We start from the raw sequence: 15835 nt of genomic DNA, 5'->3' as shown, positions 1-15835 counted from the left end.
GCCGAACGGGCGGCCGGGGCGGGTCCGCGCGTGGCCCGCGCACGGCCCGCACGGCCGGAAAGCGACGTGACGCGCATCACATCGGAAAACCCGGGAAAGGCAGGTAATCGGAACCCCCCGGACCGTCTCTCATCCGGGTGAGGCCACCCCACCCTCCACAGCCGTCACAGGCCTCACACCAGCGAAGGGACCCCGCCGTGCACACCGTCGTCGAAGAGACCGTCCAGGCCCGCCTGATCCTCTCCCCCCACCGTTCCGCCCGGCTCCGGGTGACGCTGGCCTACGTGCCGGAGGATCCGCTCGCCGTCCGCATGGCCTTCCCCGCCGAGTTCTCGCTGGACGACCGGGCCGAGGCGGTCGGCCCCGACCACGGCGACGACATCGTCTGGGTCTTCGCCCGCGGGCTGCTCGCCGACGGCCTGGAGCTGCCCTCCGGGGCCGGCGACGTCCACGTCCGGCCCGCGCCCGGCCGGCGCACCATGGTCGAGCTGCGCGCGCCCGAGGGCACCGCGCTGGTCGGGTTCGACTCCGACGACCTGCGGAAGTTCCTGTGGCGCAGCCGGCTGGTCGTCCCGGAGGGCGAGGAGCACCTGCACCTGGACGCCGACCGCGCGCTCGCCGAGCTGCTCGGCTGAGCCGCGGGCCCTCGAACAGCAGGACCCGGACCAGCAGGACCCGGACCGGCAGGACCCGGACGGCGAAGGGCCCGGGGCGACGGCGGCCGCCCCGGGCCCTTCCCGGTCACGCTCCGGGCGACCGGTGCCGACCGGTGCCGACCGGCTACGACGAGAGCTTGCGCATCAACCGGACGCCCTGCGCCGGCGTCAGGTGCGGCAGGTACGCCTTGCCGATCGCCCGGGTGATGCTGGGCAGCGCCGCCGGGTCCGGGTAGGCCATGTACATCGGCCGGTACTCCGGCTGGAACTTCGCCTTGAACGCCAGCAGCGAGCGGAAGCCGTAGACCGGCTCCAGCACCCGGCCCAACCAGTCCAGGGTCTTCTGCAGCCCGGTGGGCGGTTCCTTCTCCGAGCGGGCCAGCGGTGCGCCGGAGAGCGAGAGGAAGCTCGCGCCCTCCTGCTTGAAGCCGAGCGCGGCGGAGGCGATCAGGAACTCGGTCACGCCGCGGAACCCGTCGGAGCGCCGGCGCATGAAGTCCAGCGTCCAGCCGACCGGCTCGCCGTTCTCGTAGACCGGCATCCAGCTGGTCAGCCCGTGCACGGTGCGGTCCTGGTCGACGGCGATCAGCAGCCGGACCGCCGGGTCGTCCAGCTCCTCCAGCCCGCCGAGGGTGAAGCCCATCTCGGGCAGCCCCTTCTCCGAGACCCACTCCTCCGAGATGGCCCGGATCTGCTCCTTCAGGGCGATCGGCGCCTCGTGGTACGACCACCACTCGGCGGTGATGCCCTGCTTGCCGGCCTTGTTCAGCGCGGTCCTGATGTCCTGCCACTTGCGGCCGGTGAAGGCCAGCTCGGGGAGGGCGACCACGGTGTCCTCGGCGACCTGCAGCGAGCGCCAGCCGAGTTGCTCGGCGGCGGAGCGCGTCTCCGGGGTGACGCTGTAGAAGCACGGCGTCCAGCCCCGGGCGTCGCAGTACCGGGCGAAGCCGGCCACCGCCCGGCGGCGCGCGTCCGGTGCGCCGAACGGGTCGCCGGTGGTCAGCGCGACGGTGTTCAGCACCCGGTAGGCGACGGCGGCCCGGCCGTCCTCGTCGAACCAGTAGTGGTTGCCGTCCCAGGTGGTGAGGAAGGAGAGCGACCCGCCGCCGTGCTCGGTGAGCAGCGCCCGGGCCCGGGTGGCGTCCTCGGCGTCCACGTGCAGCACCGGCCGCCGGAAGGCCAGCAGCAGCGCGGTCAGCGCGACCGCCCAGAAGGCGAGTCCGCAGTACGTCTCCAGGAACCGCGCGAACGGCCCGACCGCGATCGGGTAGTGCGGCATCAGGTCGTTGTACGCGGGCGGCAGGAACTGGGCCGGCAGCCCGGCGACCAGTCCGCGGAGGGTGGCCCCCGGTTCGAACTGGCCCGCCGTCAGCACGCCCAGGCCCGCGTACGCCGCGGAGGCGACGGCCAGCGCGCCGCCGACCACCAGGGCCAGCCGGCCGAGGACGGCGCGCGGCACCCGCAGCGGGAACCGCTTCCGGGTGGCCAGCAGCAGCGCGGTGGTGATCAGCGGCAGCAGCAGCGCCTCGACGAAGTACTGGAGGACGTCGCCCGAGCCGGTGCCGGTCTCGGTGAACAGCCAGACCAGCAGGGCGGTCCAGAGCAGCTCGGTGGCGATCGTGATCCGCCAGGCGAGCCGCAGACCGCGGCGCAGACCCTCGGCGAGCACCAGCAACAGGGCCGGGAACAGCGTGGCCATCAGCCGGGCCGGGGTGTCGAAGATCCGCTCGACGGCGTGTGCGCGGGCGCAGTCGTGGGCCGAGCGGGCGCAGAATTCGGCGACCTCGTCCGGGGTGAGGCGGTGCGAGAGGTAGATCTCGGAGAAGGTGTTGAACGGCCCGGCCGCGTTGTCGTACAGCGAGGCGATCATCGGCCCGAGCGCGGCGGCGACCAGGCAGAGTGCGACCAGCACCCGGGTCTCGGTGTGCGAGGAGCGGTGCGAGCGCAGGTGCGGCCGGCCCCGGCTCAGGAGCGCGCCGGCGGCCAGGCCGATCAGCGCGCCGGAGATCCGCTGGACGCTCTGCAGGTGGCCGACGTACAGGGTCATCACCAGCGGGACGAGCACCACCAGCAGGTGCAGCCGGCGCCGCCAGAGCACGGTCAGCCGGTAGCCGAGCACGCCGGCCAGGGCGAACAGGCCGGTCACCGGTCCGATGGCGGTCTGCTCGGCGGCGGCCGCCCACTGGTCGTCGGCCCGTGCGGCGACCGCGCTCAGCCCGCTGCCGAGCAGGGTGCCCAGCAGCTGCCCGACGACCAGGACGGCGAGCGTGCGCGGCCGGCCGAGCCTGCTCTCCGCGACCGGGCCGAGCAGGAGCAGCAGCAGGCTGGTGGAGATGTACGAGCCCGCGCTCGCGCACCAGAACAGCGAGGTGACCGGCGCCCACCAGTGGCCCTCGGCCAGGGTCGGCAGGCCGACGCCGGCCTTGGCCAGCACGCCCCGGGAGGCGCCGTGCGCCAGGCTGCCGGAGGCACCGCCGACCGCCCAGAGGACGGCGAGCAGGGTGAGGGTCAGCGGCGCCGCGCGCAGCCGGGCGACGATCCGGGCGGCGGCCGCCCGGACGGGCCGCCGACCGGGCCGGGTGTCCGGCGCCGGGGACTTCGGCGCGGGGGTCCTGGGCCCGGAGGGCTCGGGTGCCGGGCCGTCCGACGCCCGGACGCCGGGAGCCCGGGCGGGCTGCACCGGAACGCCCTGGGCCGAGACGGCGGGCTCGCCCCGGTCGGCGAACAGGGCCGAGGCCGCCCCCAGCCGGATCACCGGATCAGCCCGGTCTGTTGCGCCATCCAGGGCAACTGGTCGACGATGCCCGGCCGGAAGATGATCCAGCCGTGCCCGCCGGGCATCAGGTCGAATTTGGCGTTCATCCCCGCATCCAGTGCCGCCTTGTACACCTTCTCCTGCTGCGGACGGAACTCGTTGTCGGTGCGGCCGACCACGATCGCGGCCGCGGTGTCCGGGAACTTCCTGGCGGCCATCACCTGGAGCGGGTCGATGGCGTTGAACTTCGCCTCGTCACCGTCGAAGGCCGCCGCGACGGTCTGCGCGCGGGTCCCCAGGGTGGGCTCGTCCTGGCCGGCCATGTCCAGGAACGATCCGTAGACCTCGGGGGCGTTGACGGCGAGCTGGAGCGCGCAGGTGCCGCCCATCGAGGCGCCGCCGATCACCCAGGACTTCCGCCCCTCGGCCGCCTGGAGGTTGGCGCGCACCCAGTCGGGCACGTCCTGGGCCAGGTAGGTCTGCGTGTTGGCGATCTTGGAGTCGAAGCAGAGCGTGTTGGTCCAGGTCGACCCCAACTGGTCGGGCATCACCACGATCGGCGCCAGGCCCTGGTGCTGGGCGGCGAAGGCGTCGAGCGCCTCGTTGACCTGGCCGGCCAGCACCCAGTCGCCCGGGGTCCCGGGCTGGCCGGAGACGAGCACCACGACCGGGAGCAGCGGTCGGGGGCTGGCCTGGTAGGCCGGCGGCAGGTAGACGTACGCGTCGCGGGCCTTGAAGCCGGACTTGGTCCCCGGGATCGGGACGGTGGAGACCGTGCCCTTCGCCGGCAGCCCCGGCGGGGCCGTCCAGACCTCCTCCATCACCTTGCCGGGCGGGGGGCTCACGGTCGTGGCGGCCTTGGCCGTGGTCAGCTCCTGGGTCTTGGAGAGCCAGGGCGCGAGCATGACGCGGCCGGTCGGGAACTGGTCGAAGCCCCGGTTCACCTGGGAGGAGGCCATCAGCAGCACGAGCGACCCGGCGCCGGTCGCCAGGAGCTTGCGCCGCAGCGCCGTGCCGGGCATCCGGAAGGCGGCCAGGCTCAACCCGAGCAGGGCGACGGCGATCCACCAGGTGATGTACCGGGGCAGCCCCTCGGGGAAGGGGTGCCACCAGCCGTCGACCACGATGTCCAGCAGCAGGCTCGCCGCGGCGGCGGTGAGCAGCGCGACCGGGAGCCGGCGGCGCCACCAGGTGCGGCTGCGCGCCAGCAGGGCGAGGACGAGCAGGGAACCCCAGCCGGCCGCCAGGATGGCGTACGGGATCGGGCCGCGGGTCAGCGGCCAGTCGATCGGGTTCCAGGTCAGGGCGAGGGAGACGGAGGTCATACGTTCTTTCCCGGCTGCTTGGTGTCGGCCAGGAAACCGTAGGCGACCACGTTTCCCTGGTAGCCGCGGTCCTCGCTGTACCCACCGCCGCAGGTGATCACCCGCAGCTGTGCGTCGGCGGCCTGGCGGTACACCCGGTCGTCCGGGAAGTCCTTTCGGTCGTGCACTTCGATGGCGTAGAGCTGGTAGACGGCGGTGCGGCCGTCCTCGCGGAGGATCTCGATCCGGTCGCCGCGGTGGAGCGCGCCCAGGTCGTAGAAGACGGCGGGCCCGCTGTCGTTGTCGACGTGTCCGGCGAGGATGGCGGTGCCCCGCTGTCCGGGGGAGGCCCCGCCGCGGTACCAGCCGGCGAGGTTGCGGTCGGACTCCGGCGGGGTCTGGAGGTGTCCGTCCCGGTCGAGGCCGAGGCCGGTGACCGGGGCGTCGAGCCGGACGGAGGGGATCCGGATCCGGGTCGGCGTCGAGGGTCCGAGCGGGGGCACCACGGAGACCGGGGCGAAGCCCGAGAGGGCCTGCCCCGCTCCGGGGGCCGGGGGGAGGTCGCCGTGACCGCCGTCGTTCAGCAGCCACGCACCCAGCACGAGCGCGGCCCCGACGGCCAGAGTGCCCGGCCACGGGCTCCTGCTCTGCTGGGCGCCCACCGGCGCTCCCCTCTGCTGACGAGGAACCGGTTGCCGGTTCCTGGAAGTTTTCTGAGAGCAATGCAACCGGATCGGACCTTATGCCACATCCATACGACGGTCGTACTTGCTCCCCCCGTTCGGCAGGGTCCGGCGGGCCCCAGCTGGTCCGAGCGGGTGAAATGTCACCACAAGGACACCGGCCCGCCACCTGGCGGACGCCGGTTACCGCGACGACCTCTTCCTCGGACACTCAGGAACACCGTCCTGGTTGCATCGTTCGGGCGATCAGTTCCGACCGTTCGTGGTGAACCGTCGACCGAACTTGATCACATGCCATGCTGACCCCGTTCACAGGCCTATCACCGCACTTGTCTGACCGGCCCGCTGTCCGCCTCCGGACAGCCGTGCCCGCCGGCCGTGCCCCGCCTGGTGTGCCCCGCCTCCCCGCGCACGCCCCACGAACGGAGTGACCATGGACGCTCTCTCCCGCCGCACCCTGCTGGCCGCGGGTGCCGCCGGCGCAGCCGCCCTCGCGGCCGGCTGCGGCCGGACCGACGCCGGCGGGCTGACGGGCACCCCGGAGCCGCTGCCGGCCACCCCCGGGGTCGACCAGGCCGGGCCCCCGACCGAGGCCGCGAAGCCACCGGTCACCGTGATCGGCGACGGCTCCACCTCCGACACCGGCCCGCAGCCGAACCAGCCCACCGCCGAACCGCTCGGGCTCGGCGGGCGCCCGCCCCAGTTCGTGGTCTTCTCCTGGGACGGCGCCGGCGAGCTCGACAACGGGCTGTTCGCCCGGTTCCGCCGGCTCGCCACGGAGCACAACGCCTCGATGACCTTCTTCCTCAGCGGGCTGTACCTGCTGCCCGAGTCCAAGAAGGACCTCTACCGCCCCCCGCAGCACAAGGTCGGCGCCTCCGACATCGGCTACCTGAGCGACCAGCACATCCACGACACGCTGGAGAACCTGCACGGCGCCTGGCTGGAGGGCCACGAGATCGGCACCCACTTCAACGGCCACTTCTGCGGCGCCACCGGCGTCGGCCAGTGGTCGCCGGAGGAGTGGGACCACGAGATCCAGCAGGCGATGGACTTCGTCACCAACTGGCGGACCACCACCGGCTTCACCGACCTGCCGGCGCTGCCCTTCGACTACCGCAAGGAGCTGATCGGCAGCCGCACCCCCTGCCTGGAGGGCCAGCGCAACCTGCTGCCCACCGCCGTCAAGCGCGGATGGCGCTACGACAGCAGCGGCAACGGGACGCAGATCTGGCCCCAGAAGATCCAGGGCGGCGCGCTCTGGGACCTCCCCCTGCAGTCCATCCCCTTCCCCGGGCACACCTTCCAGGTGCTCTCGATGGACTACAACATCATGTTCAACCAGTGCGGCAGCAACACCAAGGCCGACCCGGCGCTCCACCCCGGGTACCAGACCCAGGCCCGGGACGCCTACCTGATGGGGTTCGAGCGGGCGTACACCACCAACCGGGCGCCGTTCGTCATCGGCAACCACTTCGAGGAGTGGAACGGCGGCATCTACATGAACGCCGTCGAGGACGTGCTCAAGGCGATCGCCGGCCGCCCGGAGGTCCGGCTGGTCTCGTTCCGGCAGCTGGTCGACTGGCTGGACGCGCAGGACCCGGCGGTGCTGCGCAAGCTGCAGAGCCTCGCCGTCGGCCAGGCCCCGGCCGGCGGCTGGGAGACCTTCCTCGGCTCCCCCGCCCCGGCCCCCGCCCCGGCACCGGCCGCCGTCGGCTGAACCGGCCCCTGCGGACCGGGCGGCCCGTCAGATCCGGACCGGGTCGGCCTTCCGGACCCGGCCGGAGACGAGCGCGCCGAGCAGCGCCACCCCGGTCATGACCAGGAAGATCACCGCGAACGCGGTGGTCGTCCCGGTCCCCCCGGCCCCGTCGTGGGCGGCGGTCACCGAGCCGCCGCCCAGCGCCGAGAACAGCACCCCGGACAGCCCCACCAGCAGCACGTTGCCGAGGGCGTCGCTCATCTGCAGCGAGGCCGAGTTGGCCCCGGCGTCCTGCGGCGCCGACAGCTTCATCATCAGCACGCTGACACTCGCCACCGTCAGCCCCATGCCGATCCCGCCGACGCCCCAGGCGACCGCCGCCACCCAGACCGGCACCTCCGGGACCAGCACCAGCGCGGCCCCCGCGATCGCCACCGCGGTCAGCACGAACCCGCCCCGGATCATCGCCTCGCGGTACCGCTCGGCCCGGGGCCGGCCCTGGAGCCAGGAGCCCAGCGCCCAGGAGAGCCCGCCGCTGGTCAGGGTGAGCCCGGCCAGGGTCGGCGAGAGGTCCCGCTCGGTCACCATCATCAGCGGGATGAACGCCTCGGCCGCGAAGAACGCCCCGGCGGCCACCCCGCGCAGCAGGATCACCGTCGGCAGCCCGCGCCCGGCCCGCAGCGTCCCGGTCGGCAGCAGCCCCAGCACGGCCGGGAGCAGCAGCGCCGCACCGGCCGCCGCAGGCAGCAGGCCGAGCAGGTCCAGCCGCTGGCCCGCGTACTGCAGCAGGGCCGCACCGAGCGCGGCCATCGCGGCCAGCACCGTCCGGCGCCGGTCGAACGCGGCGCCCTTCGGCAGCGGCTGTTCCCGCTCCGACCGGCGCAGCGCCGGACCCATCACCGCCAGCGGCAGCAGGATCAGCGCCGGCACGGCCAGGAACACCCAGCGCCAGCCGAGGTGCTGGGTGACGGCCCCGGAGACCACCGGACCGATGATCGAGGGCAGCACCCAGGCCGACGAGAAGGCCGCGAACACCGCCGGCCGCAGCCGCTCCGGGTAGGCCCGGCCGACCACCACGTACAGCGCGACGATCACCAGCCCGCCGCCCAGACCCTGGACCGCCCGGCCCCCCACGAAGATCCACATCCCGGGCGCCGCACCGGCCACCACCAGGCCCGCGCCGAACACCGCGATGCCGGTGAAGAGCGGCTGGAGCGGCCCGCGCCGGTCGCACCACTGGCCGGAGACGACCAGCGCGAACAGCGTCGTGGTGAAGTAACCGGAGAACGCGAAGGCGTACAGCCCGATCCCGTCCAGCTCACGGGCGGCCACCGGCATCGCGGTGTTGACCGCCGTCGCCTCGAAGGCCAGCAGCAGCACCACCGACACGATGCCGAGGGTGAGCGCACGGTAGCGGCTGCCGAGGACCCCTCCACCGGGGTCGGTCGGTATCGGGACGTGGTCAGGGTCGACCGAGGTGGGGGAGGCTGTGGTCATACGTACTACCGTAAGCCCCGTACGCCCCGTTGATACCTGACCGTGGTCGTCACCCGCCTCCGCCGTCGGTCCTAGGACCGACGTCCCGATCGAGGCCCTTGTCGATGCGCGGGCCGGCGACTCAGTGCAGCACCTTGAGGCCCACCACGCCGGAGACGATCAGGAGCAGGCAGCCGATCCGCGCCGCGGTCACCGCGTCGCCCAGCACGGCCATCCCGTACACGGCCGTCCCCACCGCGCCGATACCGACCCAGACCGCGTAGCCGGTACCGATCGGGATCGAGCGCATCGCGTACGCCAGTCCGCCCATGGACAGCGCCAGCGCCACCCCGAAGACGACGGTCGGAACCAGCCGGGAGAAGCCCTTCGACGACTCCAGGGCGACCGCCCACACGGTCTCCAGGACGCCGGAAACGATCAGAACGAGCCAAGCCATGACGGTCGTACCTCCGCAGTCAGCAGCGGCCGGGTTGCCGCTGTGCTGCGCCGTCTTGTCGTCACCGGGTACGACGCGCTCGTCCGGGGCGGCCGGAAGGGGCCACCTGTCTTCGACCGTAGCACACCCCGCCACACAGAATTTACAAATGGATATTGACGTTCCACTGCTCATTCCGCCAAACTGAATTCACCAACACGGCGAACGACGACAAGGAGTCGGACATGGACAGGAAGACGGTGGCCTCCGCGCCCCGCACCTGCGCCGCCGCTCCCCGGTGTTGTCGCGCCTGTCGCTGCTGCCGCCGCGCCTGATCGCCGCCGCAGTCCAGTCTCACCCCACGGCCGTGTGCCCGAGTGGTTTAGGGAACCGCCTGCAAAGCGGTTTACACGGGTTCGATTCCCGTCATGGCCTCCACCAAAAGAATTGCCGGTCGGCGCCCGATAGGCCGACCGGCAATTCTTCATGCTTTTTCACGGCTTTTCCGGGCCGATTTTCCGACGAATTCCCCGTCGTGCCCCGGCCTTGCCCCGAGCATTCCCCGTTCGCGGTCCCGTTGGCCGTCCCGGGCTCCGGGAGCCCGGGCGGCGGACCCGGAAGCCGGCTCCGCCGCCCCCGGGGCTCAGCCGGTGACGGCGTCCTCGGGCCGGATCGGCAGCCGGCCGACCGGCAGCCCGGTGGCCGCGCGGACGGCGGCGGCCACCGCCGCCGGGGCCGTCACGGCGGGGACGGCACTGACCGCCTTGGCACCGAACGAGGCGACCACGTCACGCTCCTCCAGCAGTGCGGCGATCCGGATCTCCGGGGTGTCCAGCGCGGTCGGCAGCCGGTAGCCGGTCAGCGAGGGGTTGAGCAGCAGGCCCCCCTCGGTCCGCAGCTCCTCCAGCAGCGCCAGGCCGACGCCCTGGGCGACGCCCGCCTCGATCCGGTCCTCGATCTGGCGCGGGTTCAGCGCCCTGCCGACGTCCTGGGCGACGGTCATCTCGACCACCCGGACGGCGCCGAGCTCGATGTCCACGTCCACCACCGCGCGCATCGCGCAGAACGCGATCGACACGAAGGCGTCGCCCTGGCCGGCCTCGTTCAGGGGCTCGGTCGGATGCGGGCGGCACTGCGCCGTGGCCCAGAGCTCCTTGCCCTCCAGCGCCTCCGCGACCGGCATGCCGAGCACCCCGTCGTACGAGGTGATCTTGCCGTCGGCGATCTGCAGCAGCTCCACCGACATGCCGAAGTTGGCGGCGATCGGCTGGAGCAGCTGGTGGCGGACCATCAGCGCGGCCCGCTCGACCGCGCCGCCGGAGACCCAGGTGTGCCGGCCGCGGGCGGACGGCCCGGCCACCGACTGGTCGCTGTCGGCCGGCGCGATGTAGACCTCGCTCACGCCGAGCACCGTCTGGACGATCTGCCGGGCCAGCGTCGCGAAGCCGTGGCCCGCGTCGACCGCCGCGCAGATCACCGTCGCGTGGTCGCCGCTGACCCGGACGGTCGCGGTGGAGACCTCGTCCTCGCCCTCGGCGCCCAGCATGTGCACCATGCCCAGCGCGTAGCCGATCCCGCGCCGCACCGCCGCCGGGTCGCCGGCGCCGCCGGGCCCGCCCGGCAGCAGCCACTCGGCGTCCGGGTCGTCCACCGGCAGGGCCGGCAGCGGCTCCTCGGCGACCGCCTCCAGCAGCGCGCTCACCGGGGCCGGGCAGGTGACGGCCTGTCCGGTGGGCAGCGGATCACCGGTGGCCATCACGTTGCGGCGGCGGATCTCCACCAGGTCGACGCCGATCCGGGCGGCCAGCTGGTCCAGCTGCGACTCGTAGGCGAAGCAGGTCTGGAGCGCGCCCTCGCCGCGCATCCGGCCGGCCGGCGGGTTGTTGGTGCGCACCGCCCAGGCGTCCACGAAGACGTTGGGGCAGTTGTACGGGCCCACCGAGAAGGCGGCGGCGGCGGCCAGCGCCTCGGCGGAGACGTCCGCGTAGGCGCCGCCGTCCAGCAGGATCTGCGCCTCGACCTTGACCAGCCGGCCCTCGGCGTCGGCGTGGTGGCGGTAGCGCAGCAGGGCCGGGTGGCGCGAGGTGTGGGTGTGGAAGGACTCCTCGCGGGTGAGCGTCATCTTCACCGGGCGGCCGGTGCGCAGCGCCAGCAGCGCCATGGTGACCTGGAAGGAGAGGTCCTCGCGGTCGGAGGTGGCGCCGGGCACGCCCGTCACCACCAGCCGGACCCGGTCCGGCTCCAGACCGAGGCAGGCGGCGGTCCGGTCGCGGTCGCCGTGCGGATCGGTGGAGGACAGGTGCAGCTCGACGCCGCCGTCCGGACGCGGCACGGCCAGGCCGGCCTCCGCGCCGAGCGGCGCGGGGTCCTGCCGGCCGACCTGGTACAGGCCCTCGACCACGACCTCGCCGACCGCCTCCGGGTCGCCGGTGCGCAGCGGCAGGTGGCGGAAGAGGTTGCCGTCCGGGTGCAGCGGCGGGGCGGTGAAGGACTGCTCGGGGTCGGTGACGGCGTCCAGCGGCTCGTAGTCGACGGCGATCAGGCCGACCGCGAGCCGAGCGGTGTCGGGGTGGTCGGCCGCGACGGCGGCGACCGGCTCGCCGTGGTGGCGGACCACGCCGGCGGCCAGCACCGGGCGGTCGGCGACGATCGGCCCGGCCGGGGCGCCGTCGGGGCTGCCGTCCGGCCCGGCGGGCAGGTCGGCGGCGGTGACCACGGCGTGCACGCCGGGCAGCGCGAGCGCGGCCGAGGTGTCGATGCCGCGGATCCGGGCGTGCGGATGCGGCGAGCGCAGGACCGCGCCCCAGAGCAGGCCCTCGGCCCAGAGGTCCGCGGCGTACGGGTAGATGCCGAGCGCCTTCGGCAGGGCGTCGCTGCGCAGCGGGGAACTGCCCAGGCCGAACGGCTCCGCCGCACCGCCCTGGTCGCCGTCCTGCTGGGGTGCTGCGCCGATGTCGGTAGGCGACGTCATGATGCGTGGTCGTCCTCGGGGAGCCGGATGCCGTGGGCGGGGGTGGCGCCGTACGGGACGCCGGCGGGGGCGGCGCCCTCGGCCGGGGCACCGTGCGGGGGCGCGGGGACGTACGGCGTGCCGTGCGCGGGGGTGCCGTCGTAGCCCGGGTTCGGGAAGCCCTGGCCGTCGTAGCCCGGGAGCGGGGTGCCGTGGGCCGGGGTGCCGTGCACCGGAGCGGTCTCGTACACCGGGCCGTCGTACGGCGAGGCGTTGTCGTAGCCGGGCTGCTGCGGGTAGCCGCCCGCCTCGGGGTAGCCGCCGGGTCCGGGCAGGTAGGTGCCGTGGGCGGGGGTGGTGCCCGGGTAGGGCTGCTCGGGGTAGCCCGGGGCCGGGTAGTAGCCGGTGCCGTCGCCGGCGGGCGGGGCGGGGACGTCGCGGATCGGGGCGAGCACGGTGGTGTCGTACACGCCGGTGTCGTAGCCGCCCTGGCCGTCGGGGACGCCGTACTGCATGCCGACGCCGACGCCGGTCCCGGCGGTGGTCGGGGTCTCCTCGACCGGCGGCTGCGGGACGTGCTCGATCCAGACGTCGTCGGTGTACACCGGCAGGTCGCCGGCGGCCGTCGCGGCGGGCGCGGCTGCGGGCGGTCCGGGGACCGGCTCCGCGGCCGTCGGGGCGGGCGCGGCGGCGGGTGCGGCCTCCGCGGCGGTCGCCGTCCCCTCCGCCGGTTCGCCGTCCGAGGCGCGCGCGTCGGCGACCGTCTGCACGGCGGCCAGCACGCCCCGGTACCCGGTGCAGCGGCAGAGGTTTCCGCAGAGCGCCTGACGCGCCTCGACCTCGGTGGGCCGGTGGTTGCGCTGGAGCAGGTCGTGCACGGCCATCGCCAGGCCGGGCGTGCAGTAGCCGCACTGCACCGCGCCGGACTCGGCCAGGGCCTGCTGGACGTCGCTGGCGCCGCCGGCTGCGGACAGCCCCTCGACGGTGTTGATCTCGCTGTCCTGGGCCAGCGCGGCGGGCACCAGGCAGCCGGCCACCAGCTGCCCGTCCACCTGGACCGAGCAGGCTCCGCACTCGCCCTGCTCGCAGCCGTCCTTGGCACCGGCCAGGCCGAGCCGCTCGCGCAGCACGTAGAGCAGGCTCTCGCCGATCCAGGCGTCGGTGACGGGCCGTTCGAAGCCGTTGACCCGCAGGGTGTACGAGGTGCAGGGGCGCAGCTCGCGGCTGACCTGCGGCGCGTGGTCCAGGGGGCTCGCGTCGAGGGTCTCGATGGGGTGGTCTGTGGTCACTTGAGCGCCCTTCCCAGTGCCCGGCGGGCCAGCACCGATACGGTACGCCGCAGCCGCACCGCGGCCGCGCTCGGCCCCTCGGTGACGGCCTCCCAGGAGCCCTCGGCGCCGTAGCTGTCGGGCACGCAGGCGGCGGCCACGTACTCGCCGAAGGCGGCCGTCGCGGCGGGGTCGATCTCCCGCGAACCGTCCCAGTCGATGCAGCCGGCGACCCAGGCCTCGGCCTCCAGCGGTCGCAGCGGCACCGGGGCGACGGCACCGACGGCGCAGCGGACGGCGCGCCGGGCGGGGTCGAGGACGAGGGCGACCGAGGCGGTGGCGCGGGCCGGGCCGCTGCGGCCGGTGGCCTTGAGGTAGACCTGCGGGGCGTGCAGCAGCGGGACGCGCACCCAGGTGAGCAGTTCGCCGGGGCGCACCGGGTCGAGGCCGGTGAGCAGGTGGCTGACCGGGACCTCGCGGGTGGCGCCGGCCCGGGCGAGGGTGACGCTGGCCTCCAGCGCGGCGAGCACCGGGAGGGTGTCGCCGGCCGGGGCGGCGGTGGCGATGTTGCCGCCGAGGGTGCCGACGTTGCGGACCTGCGGCGGTCCGGCGGTGCGGGCGGCGTCGGCGAGCGCGGGGATCAGCGCCGCGAAGTCGGGGCGGTCCATCCGTGCGTGGGTGAGCCCGGCCCCCAGGACGGCGGTGCCGCCGTCCTCGTAGCGCCAGCCGCGGAGTTCGGTGATCCGGCCCAGGCCGACCAGGGCGGCGGGGCGCAGCCGCCCGGCGTTGACGGCCTCCATCAGGTCGGTGGCGCCGGCCACCGGCACCGCGGCCGGGTGGGAGGCCAGCGCTTCTACGGCCTCGTCGAGGGAGGCCGGCAGCATGATCGTCCGGTTCACCTGGGTCCCACCGTGCTCCACTTGCTCATCGATCGCCTGCCGCCCGCGGCCCTCGGCCGGGGTGTCCGCTGCGGCAGTCCGGCCTGGCCCGTAGGGTACGGGCGATCGGGCCGGGTTGGGCAACTCTGGCACACAATGCTCGATGATCATTCCGGGTCGGGCGAACGGTACTGCCCGATTGGGACCGATACCGGGCGGTATCTGCTCCGGTTCGATACGAACCGGAGTAGATGTTCATCTCTTCTTGACGTCCGACGACCGCTCAGAAGTTCCCGCCCGCCACACCCGCCCGGCACGCCCCGCGCGCCGCGCCCGCCCGCGGGGTCCCGCCGGCTGCGGGACCCCACGTCCGGGCCGCCCCGTCAGACCAGCGGCGGAAGCCCCTCGATCGGCCGTCCCAGCACCCCGGGCCACTTCTGCCAGGGGTGCGGACCGCCGGCCGGCCGGTACTCGACGCCGAGCGCGTCCAGCACCTCCCGGTGGGCCTCCATCCGCTGCTCGAAGCCGGCGAAGTCGCGCTCCGCGGGATCGGCCGGCAGCGCGGACCAGGCGACCTCGGCGAAGGCCACGAGCCGGGGGAAGGCCCGGTAGTCGATGTCCCGGGCGCTGTCCATGAACTCGCTCCACAGGTTGGCCTGGGTGCCGATCACCCGCCGGGCGGCCACCTCGTCGAGCTGCGCCGGCACCGGCTCGAAGCGGTAGACGTCCTCCAGGGTCCGGACGAAGCCGACCGGGATCGGCTCGTCCTCCCCCGAAGCCTGCCGGTGGTCCAGGTAGACGTGCTGCTCGGGGCACATCACCACGTCGTGCCCGGCCTCGGCGGCGGCGATCCCGCCGCCGTAGCCGCGCCAGGAGGAGACCGCGGCGCCGGGCGCCAGTCCGCCCTCCAGGATCTCGTCCCAGCCGATCAGCCGGCGGCCCCGCTCGGCGAGCCAGCCGTCGAAGTGCCGGATGATGTGGCTCTGCAGCTCGTCCTCGTTGGCCAGGCCGAGTTCGCGGATCCGCGCCTGCGCGGCGGCGCTCTCCTTCCACTGCTCCTTGGGGCACTCGTCGCCGCCGAGGTGGACGAACTCGGACGGGAAGAGCTCCAGGACCTCCTCCAGCACCCCCTCGAAGAACCGGAGGGTGGCCTCGGAGGGGTTGAGCACGTTCTGGCTGACGCCCCAGTCGGTCCAGACCCCGAGCGCCGCGGTGTCCACCACATCGGTGTTGCCCAGCTCGGGGTAGGCGACCACGACGGCCTGGGTGTGGCCCGGCAGGTCGATCTCCGGGACGACGGTGACGCCCCGTTCGGCGGCGTAGGCGACGATCTCGCGGAGGTCGTCCTGGGTGTAGAAGCCGCCGTGCGGGCGGTCGTCGCGGCGCTCGCCGGCCCGGAAGCCGACCATCGAGCGCTCGCGCCAGGAGGCCAGCTCGGTGAGCCGCGGGTAGCGCTTGATCTCGACCCGCCAGCCCTGGTCGTCGGTCAGGTGCAGGTGCAGCACGTTGAGCTTGTGCGCGGAGAGCTGGTCCACGAAGCGGAGCACGTCGGACTTGGGCAGGAAGTGCCGGGCGACGTCCAGCAGGACGCCGCGCCAGCCGAACCGCGGCGCGTCCTCGATGTCGGTGCCGGGCAGCACCCAGCCGGCGGAGCGCAGCGGAGCGCGCCGGTAGGCGTCCGGGCCGAGCAGCCGGCGCAGCGTCTGGGCGCCCCGGAGCGCGCCTGC

Annotated in this window: 11 protein-coding genes, 1 tRNA gene and 1 riboswitch (1 of these 13 only partly in view); of the genes, 3 read left to right on the top strand and 9 right to left on the bottom strand. The window is 74.1% G+C overall.

Annotation, left to right across the window (positions count from 1 at the left end; all coding sequences use genetic code 11):
• Window positions 1–197 precede the first annotated feature (197 nt).
• Complete coding sequence (locus ACFWOG_RS08615; protein WP_380356123.1) at window positions 198–635, top strand: SsgA family sporulation/cell division regulator; 438 nt, start codon at window positions 198–200, stop codon at window positions 633–635.
• Window positions 636–780: 145 nt separating this feature from the next.
• On the opposite strand, the gene ACFWOG_RS08610 is transcribed toward ACFWOG_RS08615, so the two are convergent.
• Genes ACFWOG_RS08610 through ACFWOG_RS08600 form a run of 3 tightly spaced genes read right to left on the bottom strand, consistent with a single transcriptional unit; the run spans window position 781 to window position 5377 of the window.
• The gene (locus tag ACFWOG_RS08610) at window positions 781–3411 is read right to left on the bottom strand and encodes a DUF2156 domain-containing protein (protein WP_329952504.1); all 2631 of its coding nucleotides are present in this window, start codon (window positions 3409–3411) and stop codon (window positions 781–783) included.
• Window positions 3408–4736 carry an alpha/beta hydrolase gene (locus ACFWOG_RS08605; RefSeq protein ID WP_380356120.1) on the bottom strand — a complete coding sequence of 443 codons (1329 nt, stop codon included), beginning with the start codon at window positions 4734–4736 and terminating at the stop codon, window positions 3408–3410. The genes ACFWOG_RS08610 and ACFWOG_RS08605 overlap by 4 nt, the downstream gene beginning before the upstream one ends.
• On the bottom strand, window positions 4733–5377 hold the full coding sequence (locus ACFWOG_RS08600) for a class F sortase (RefSeq protein WP_329883590.1): 645 nt from the start codon (window positions 5375–5377) through the stop codon (window positions 4733–4735). Before ACFWOG_RS08600 ends, ACFWOG_RS08605 begins: the two co-directional genes overlap by 4 nt.
• Window positions 5378–5831: 454 nt before the next feature.
• On the opposite strand from ACFWOG_RS08600, the gene ACFWOG_RS08595 reads away from it, so the two are divergent.
• On the top strand, window positions 5832–7118 hold the full coding sequence (locus tag ACFWOG_RS08595) for a hypothetical protein (protein ID WP_355399123.1): 1287 nt from the start codon (window positions 5832–5834) through the stop codon (window positions 7116–7118).
• A gap of 27 nt (window positions 7119–7145) precedes the next feature.
• Here the strand turns inward: ACFWOG_RS08595 and ACFWOG_RS08590 are convergent, their stop codons facing one another.
• Window positions 7146–8597, bottom strand: a complete 1452-nt coding sequence (locus tag ACFWOG_RS08590) for an MFS transporter (protein ID WP_329952507.1) — start codon at window positions 8595–8597, stop codon at window positions 7146–7148.
• A 121-nt stretch (window positions 8598–8718) separates the two neighbouring features.
• Window positions 8719–9033 carry an SMR family transporter gene (locus tag ACFWOG_RS08585; RefSeq protein ID WP_329883587.1) on the bottom strand — a complete coding sequence of 105 codons (315 nt, stop codon included), beginning with the start codon at window positions 9031–9033 and terminating at the stop codon, window positions 8719–8721.
• Between the two features lie 44 nt (window positions 9034–9077).
• Window positions 9078–9142: riboswitch (guanidine-III (ykkC-III) riboswitch) on the bottom strand.
• 233 nt (window positions 9143–9375) lie between these two features.
• On the opposite strand from ACFWOG_RS08585, the gene ACFWOG_RS08580 reads away from it, so the two are divergent.
• Window positions 9376–9450: transfer RNA gene (locus ACFWOG_RS08580), tRNA-Cys, on the top strand.
• A gap of 205 nt (window positions 9451–9655) precedes the next feature.
• Here ACFWOG_RS08580 and ACFWOG_RS08575 read toward each other — a convergent pair.
• From ACFWOG_RS08575 to ACFWOG_RS08560, 4 genes are all read right to left on the bottom strand, one after another.
• Window positions 9656–11983 carry a xanthine dehydrogenase family protein molybdopterin-binding subunit gene (locus tag ACFWOG_RS08575; protein ID WP_329883586.1) on the bottom strand — a complete coding sequence of 776 codons (2328 nt, stop codon included), beginning with the start codon at window positions 11981–11983 and terminating at the stop codon, window positions 9656–9658.
• Complete coding sequence (locus ACFWOG_RS08570) at window positions 11980–13251, bottom strand: 2Fe-2S iron-sulfur cluster-binding protein (RefSeq protein ID WP_380356113.1); 1272 nt, start codon at window positions 13249–13251, stop codon at window positions 11980–11982. Before ACFWOG_RS08570 ends, ACFWOG_RS08575 begins: the two co-directional genes overlap by 4 nt.
• Window positions 13248–14114 carry an FAD binding domain-containing protein gene (locus tag ACFWOG_RS08565; protein ID WP_329883745.1) on the bottom strand — a complete coding sequence of 289 codons (867 nt, stop codon included), beginning with the start codon at window positions 14112–14114 and terminating at the stop codon, window positions 13248–13250. The genes ACFWOG_RS08570 and ACFWOG_RS08565 overlap by 4 nt, the downstream gene beginning before the upstream one ends.
• 377 nt (window positions 14115–14491) lie before the next feature.
• A protein-coding gene (locus tag ACFWOG_RS08560; RefSeq protein WP_380356110.1) for a beta-N-acetylhexosaminidase crosses the window boundary here: on the bottom strand, window positions 14492–15835 show its 3' portion. 261 nt of this gene lie beyond the right edge of the window; 1344 of the gene's 1605 nt are visible here — the last part of the coding sequence; its start codon lies off the right edge, out of view — the gene reads right to left on this strand; its stop codon occupies window positions 14492–14494.

Origin of the sequence: Kitasatospora sp. NPDC058406, assembly GCF_042722765.1 — a bacterium.
In the GTDB taxonomy this organism is placed as follows: Bacteria; Actinomycetota; Actinomycetes; order Streptomycetales; family Streptomycetaceae; genus Kitasatospora.
The sequence above is the reverse complement of the archived record's forward strand: the minus strand, read 5'-3'. Positions and strand labels throughout refer to the sequence as shown.

Coding starts and splice junctions, on each gene's coding strand:
- ACFWOG_RS08605 (WP_380356120.1), bottom strand. CDS start 4,736: ATGACCTCCGTCTCCCTCGCCCTGACCTGGAACCCGATCGACTGGCCG.
- ACFWOG_RS08595 (WP_355399123.1), top strand. CDS start 5,832: ATGGACGCTCTCTCCCGCCGCACCCTGCTGGCCGCGGGTGCCGCCGGC.
- ACFWOG_RS08590 (WP_329952507.1), bottom strand. CDS start 8,597: ATGACCACAGCCTCCCCCACCTCGGTCGACCCTGACCACGTCCCGATA.
- ACFWOG_RS08585 (WP_329883587.1), bottom strand. CDS start 9,033: ATGGCTTGGCTCGTTCTGATCGTTTCCGGCGTCCTGGAGACCGTGTGG.
- ACFWOG_RS08575 (WP_329883586.1), bottom strand. CDS start 11,983: ATGACGTCGCCTACCGACATCGGCGCAGCACCCCAGCAGGACGGCGAC.
- ACFWOG_RS08565 (WP_329883745.1), bottom strand. CDS start 14,114: ATGCTGCCGGCCTCCCTCGACGAGGCCGTAGAAGCGCTGGCCTCCCAC.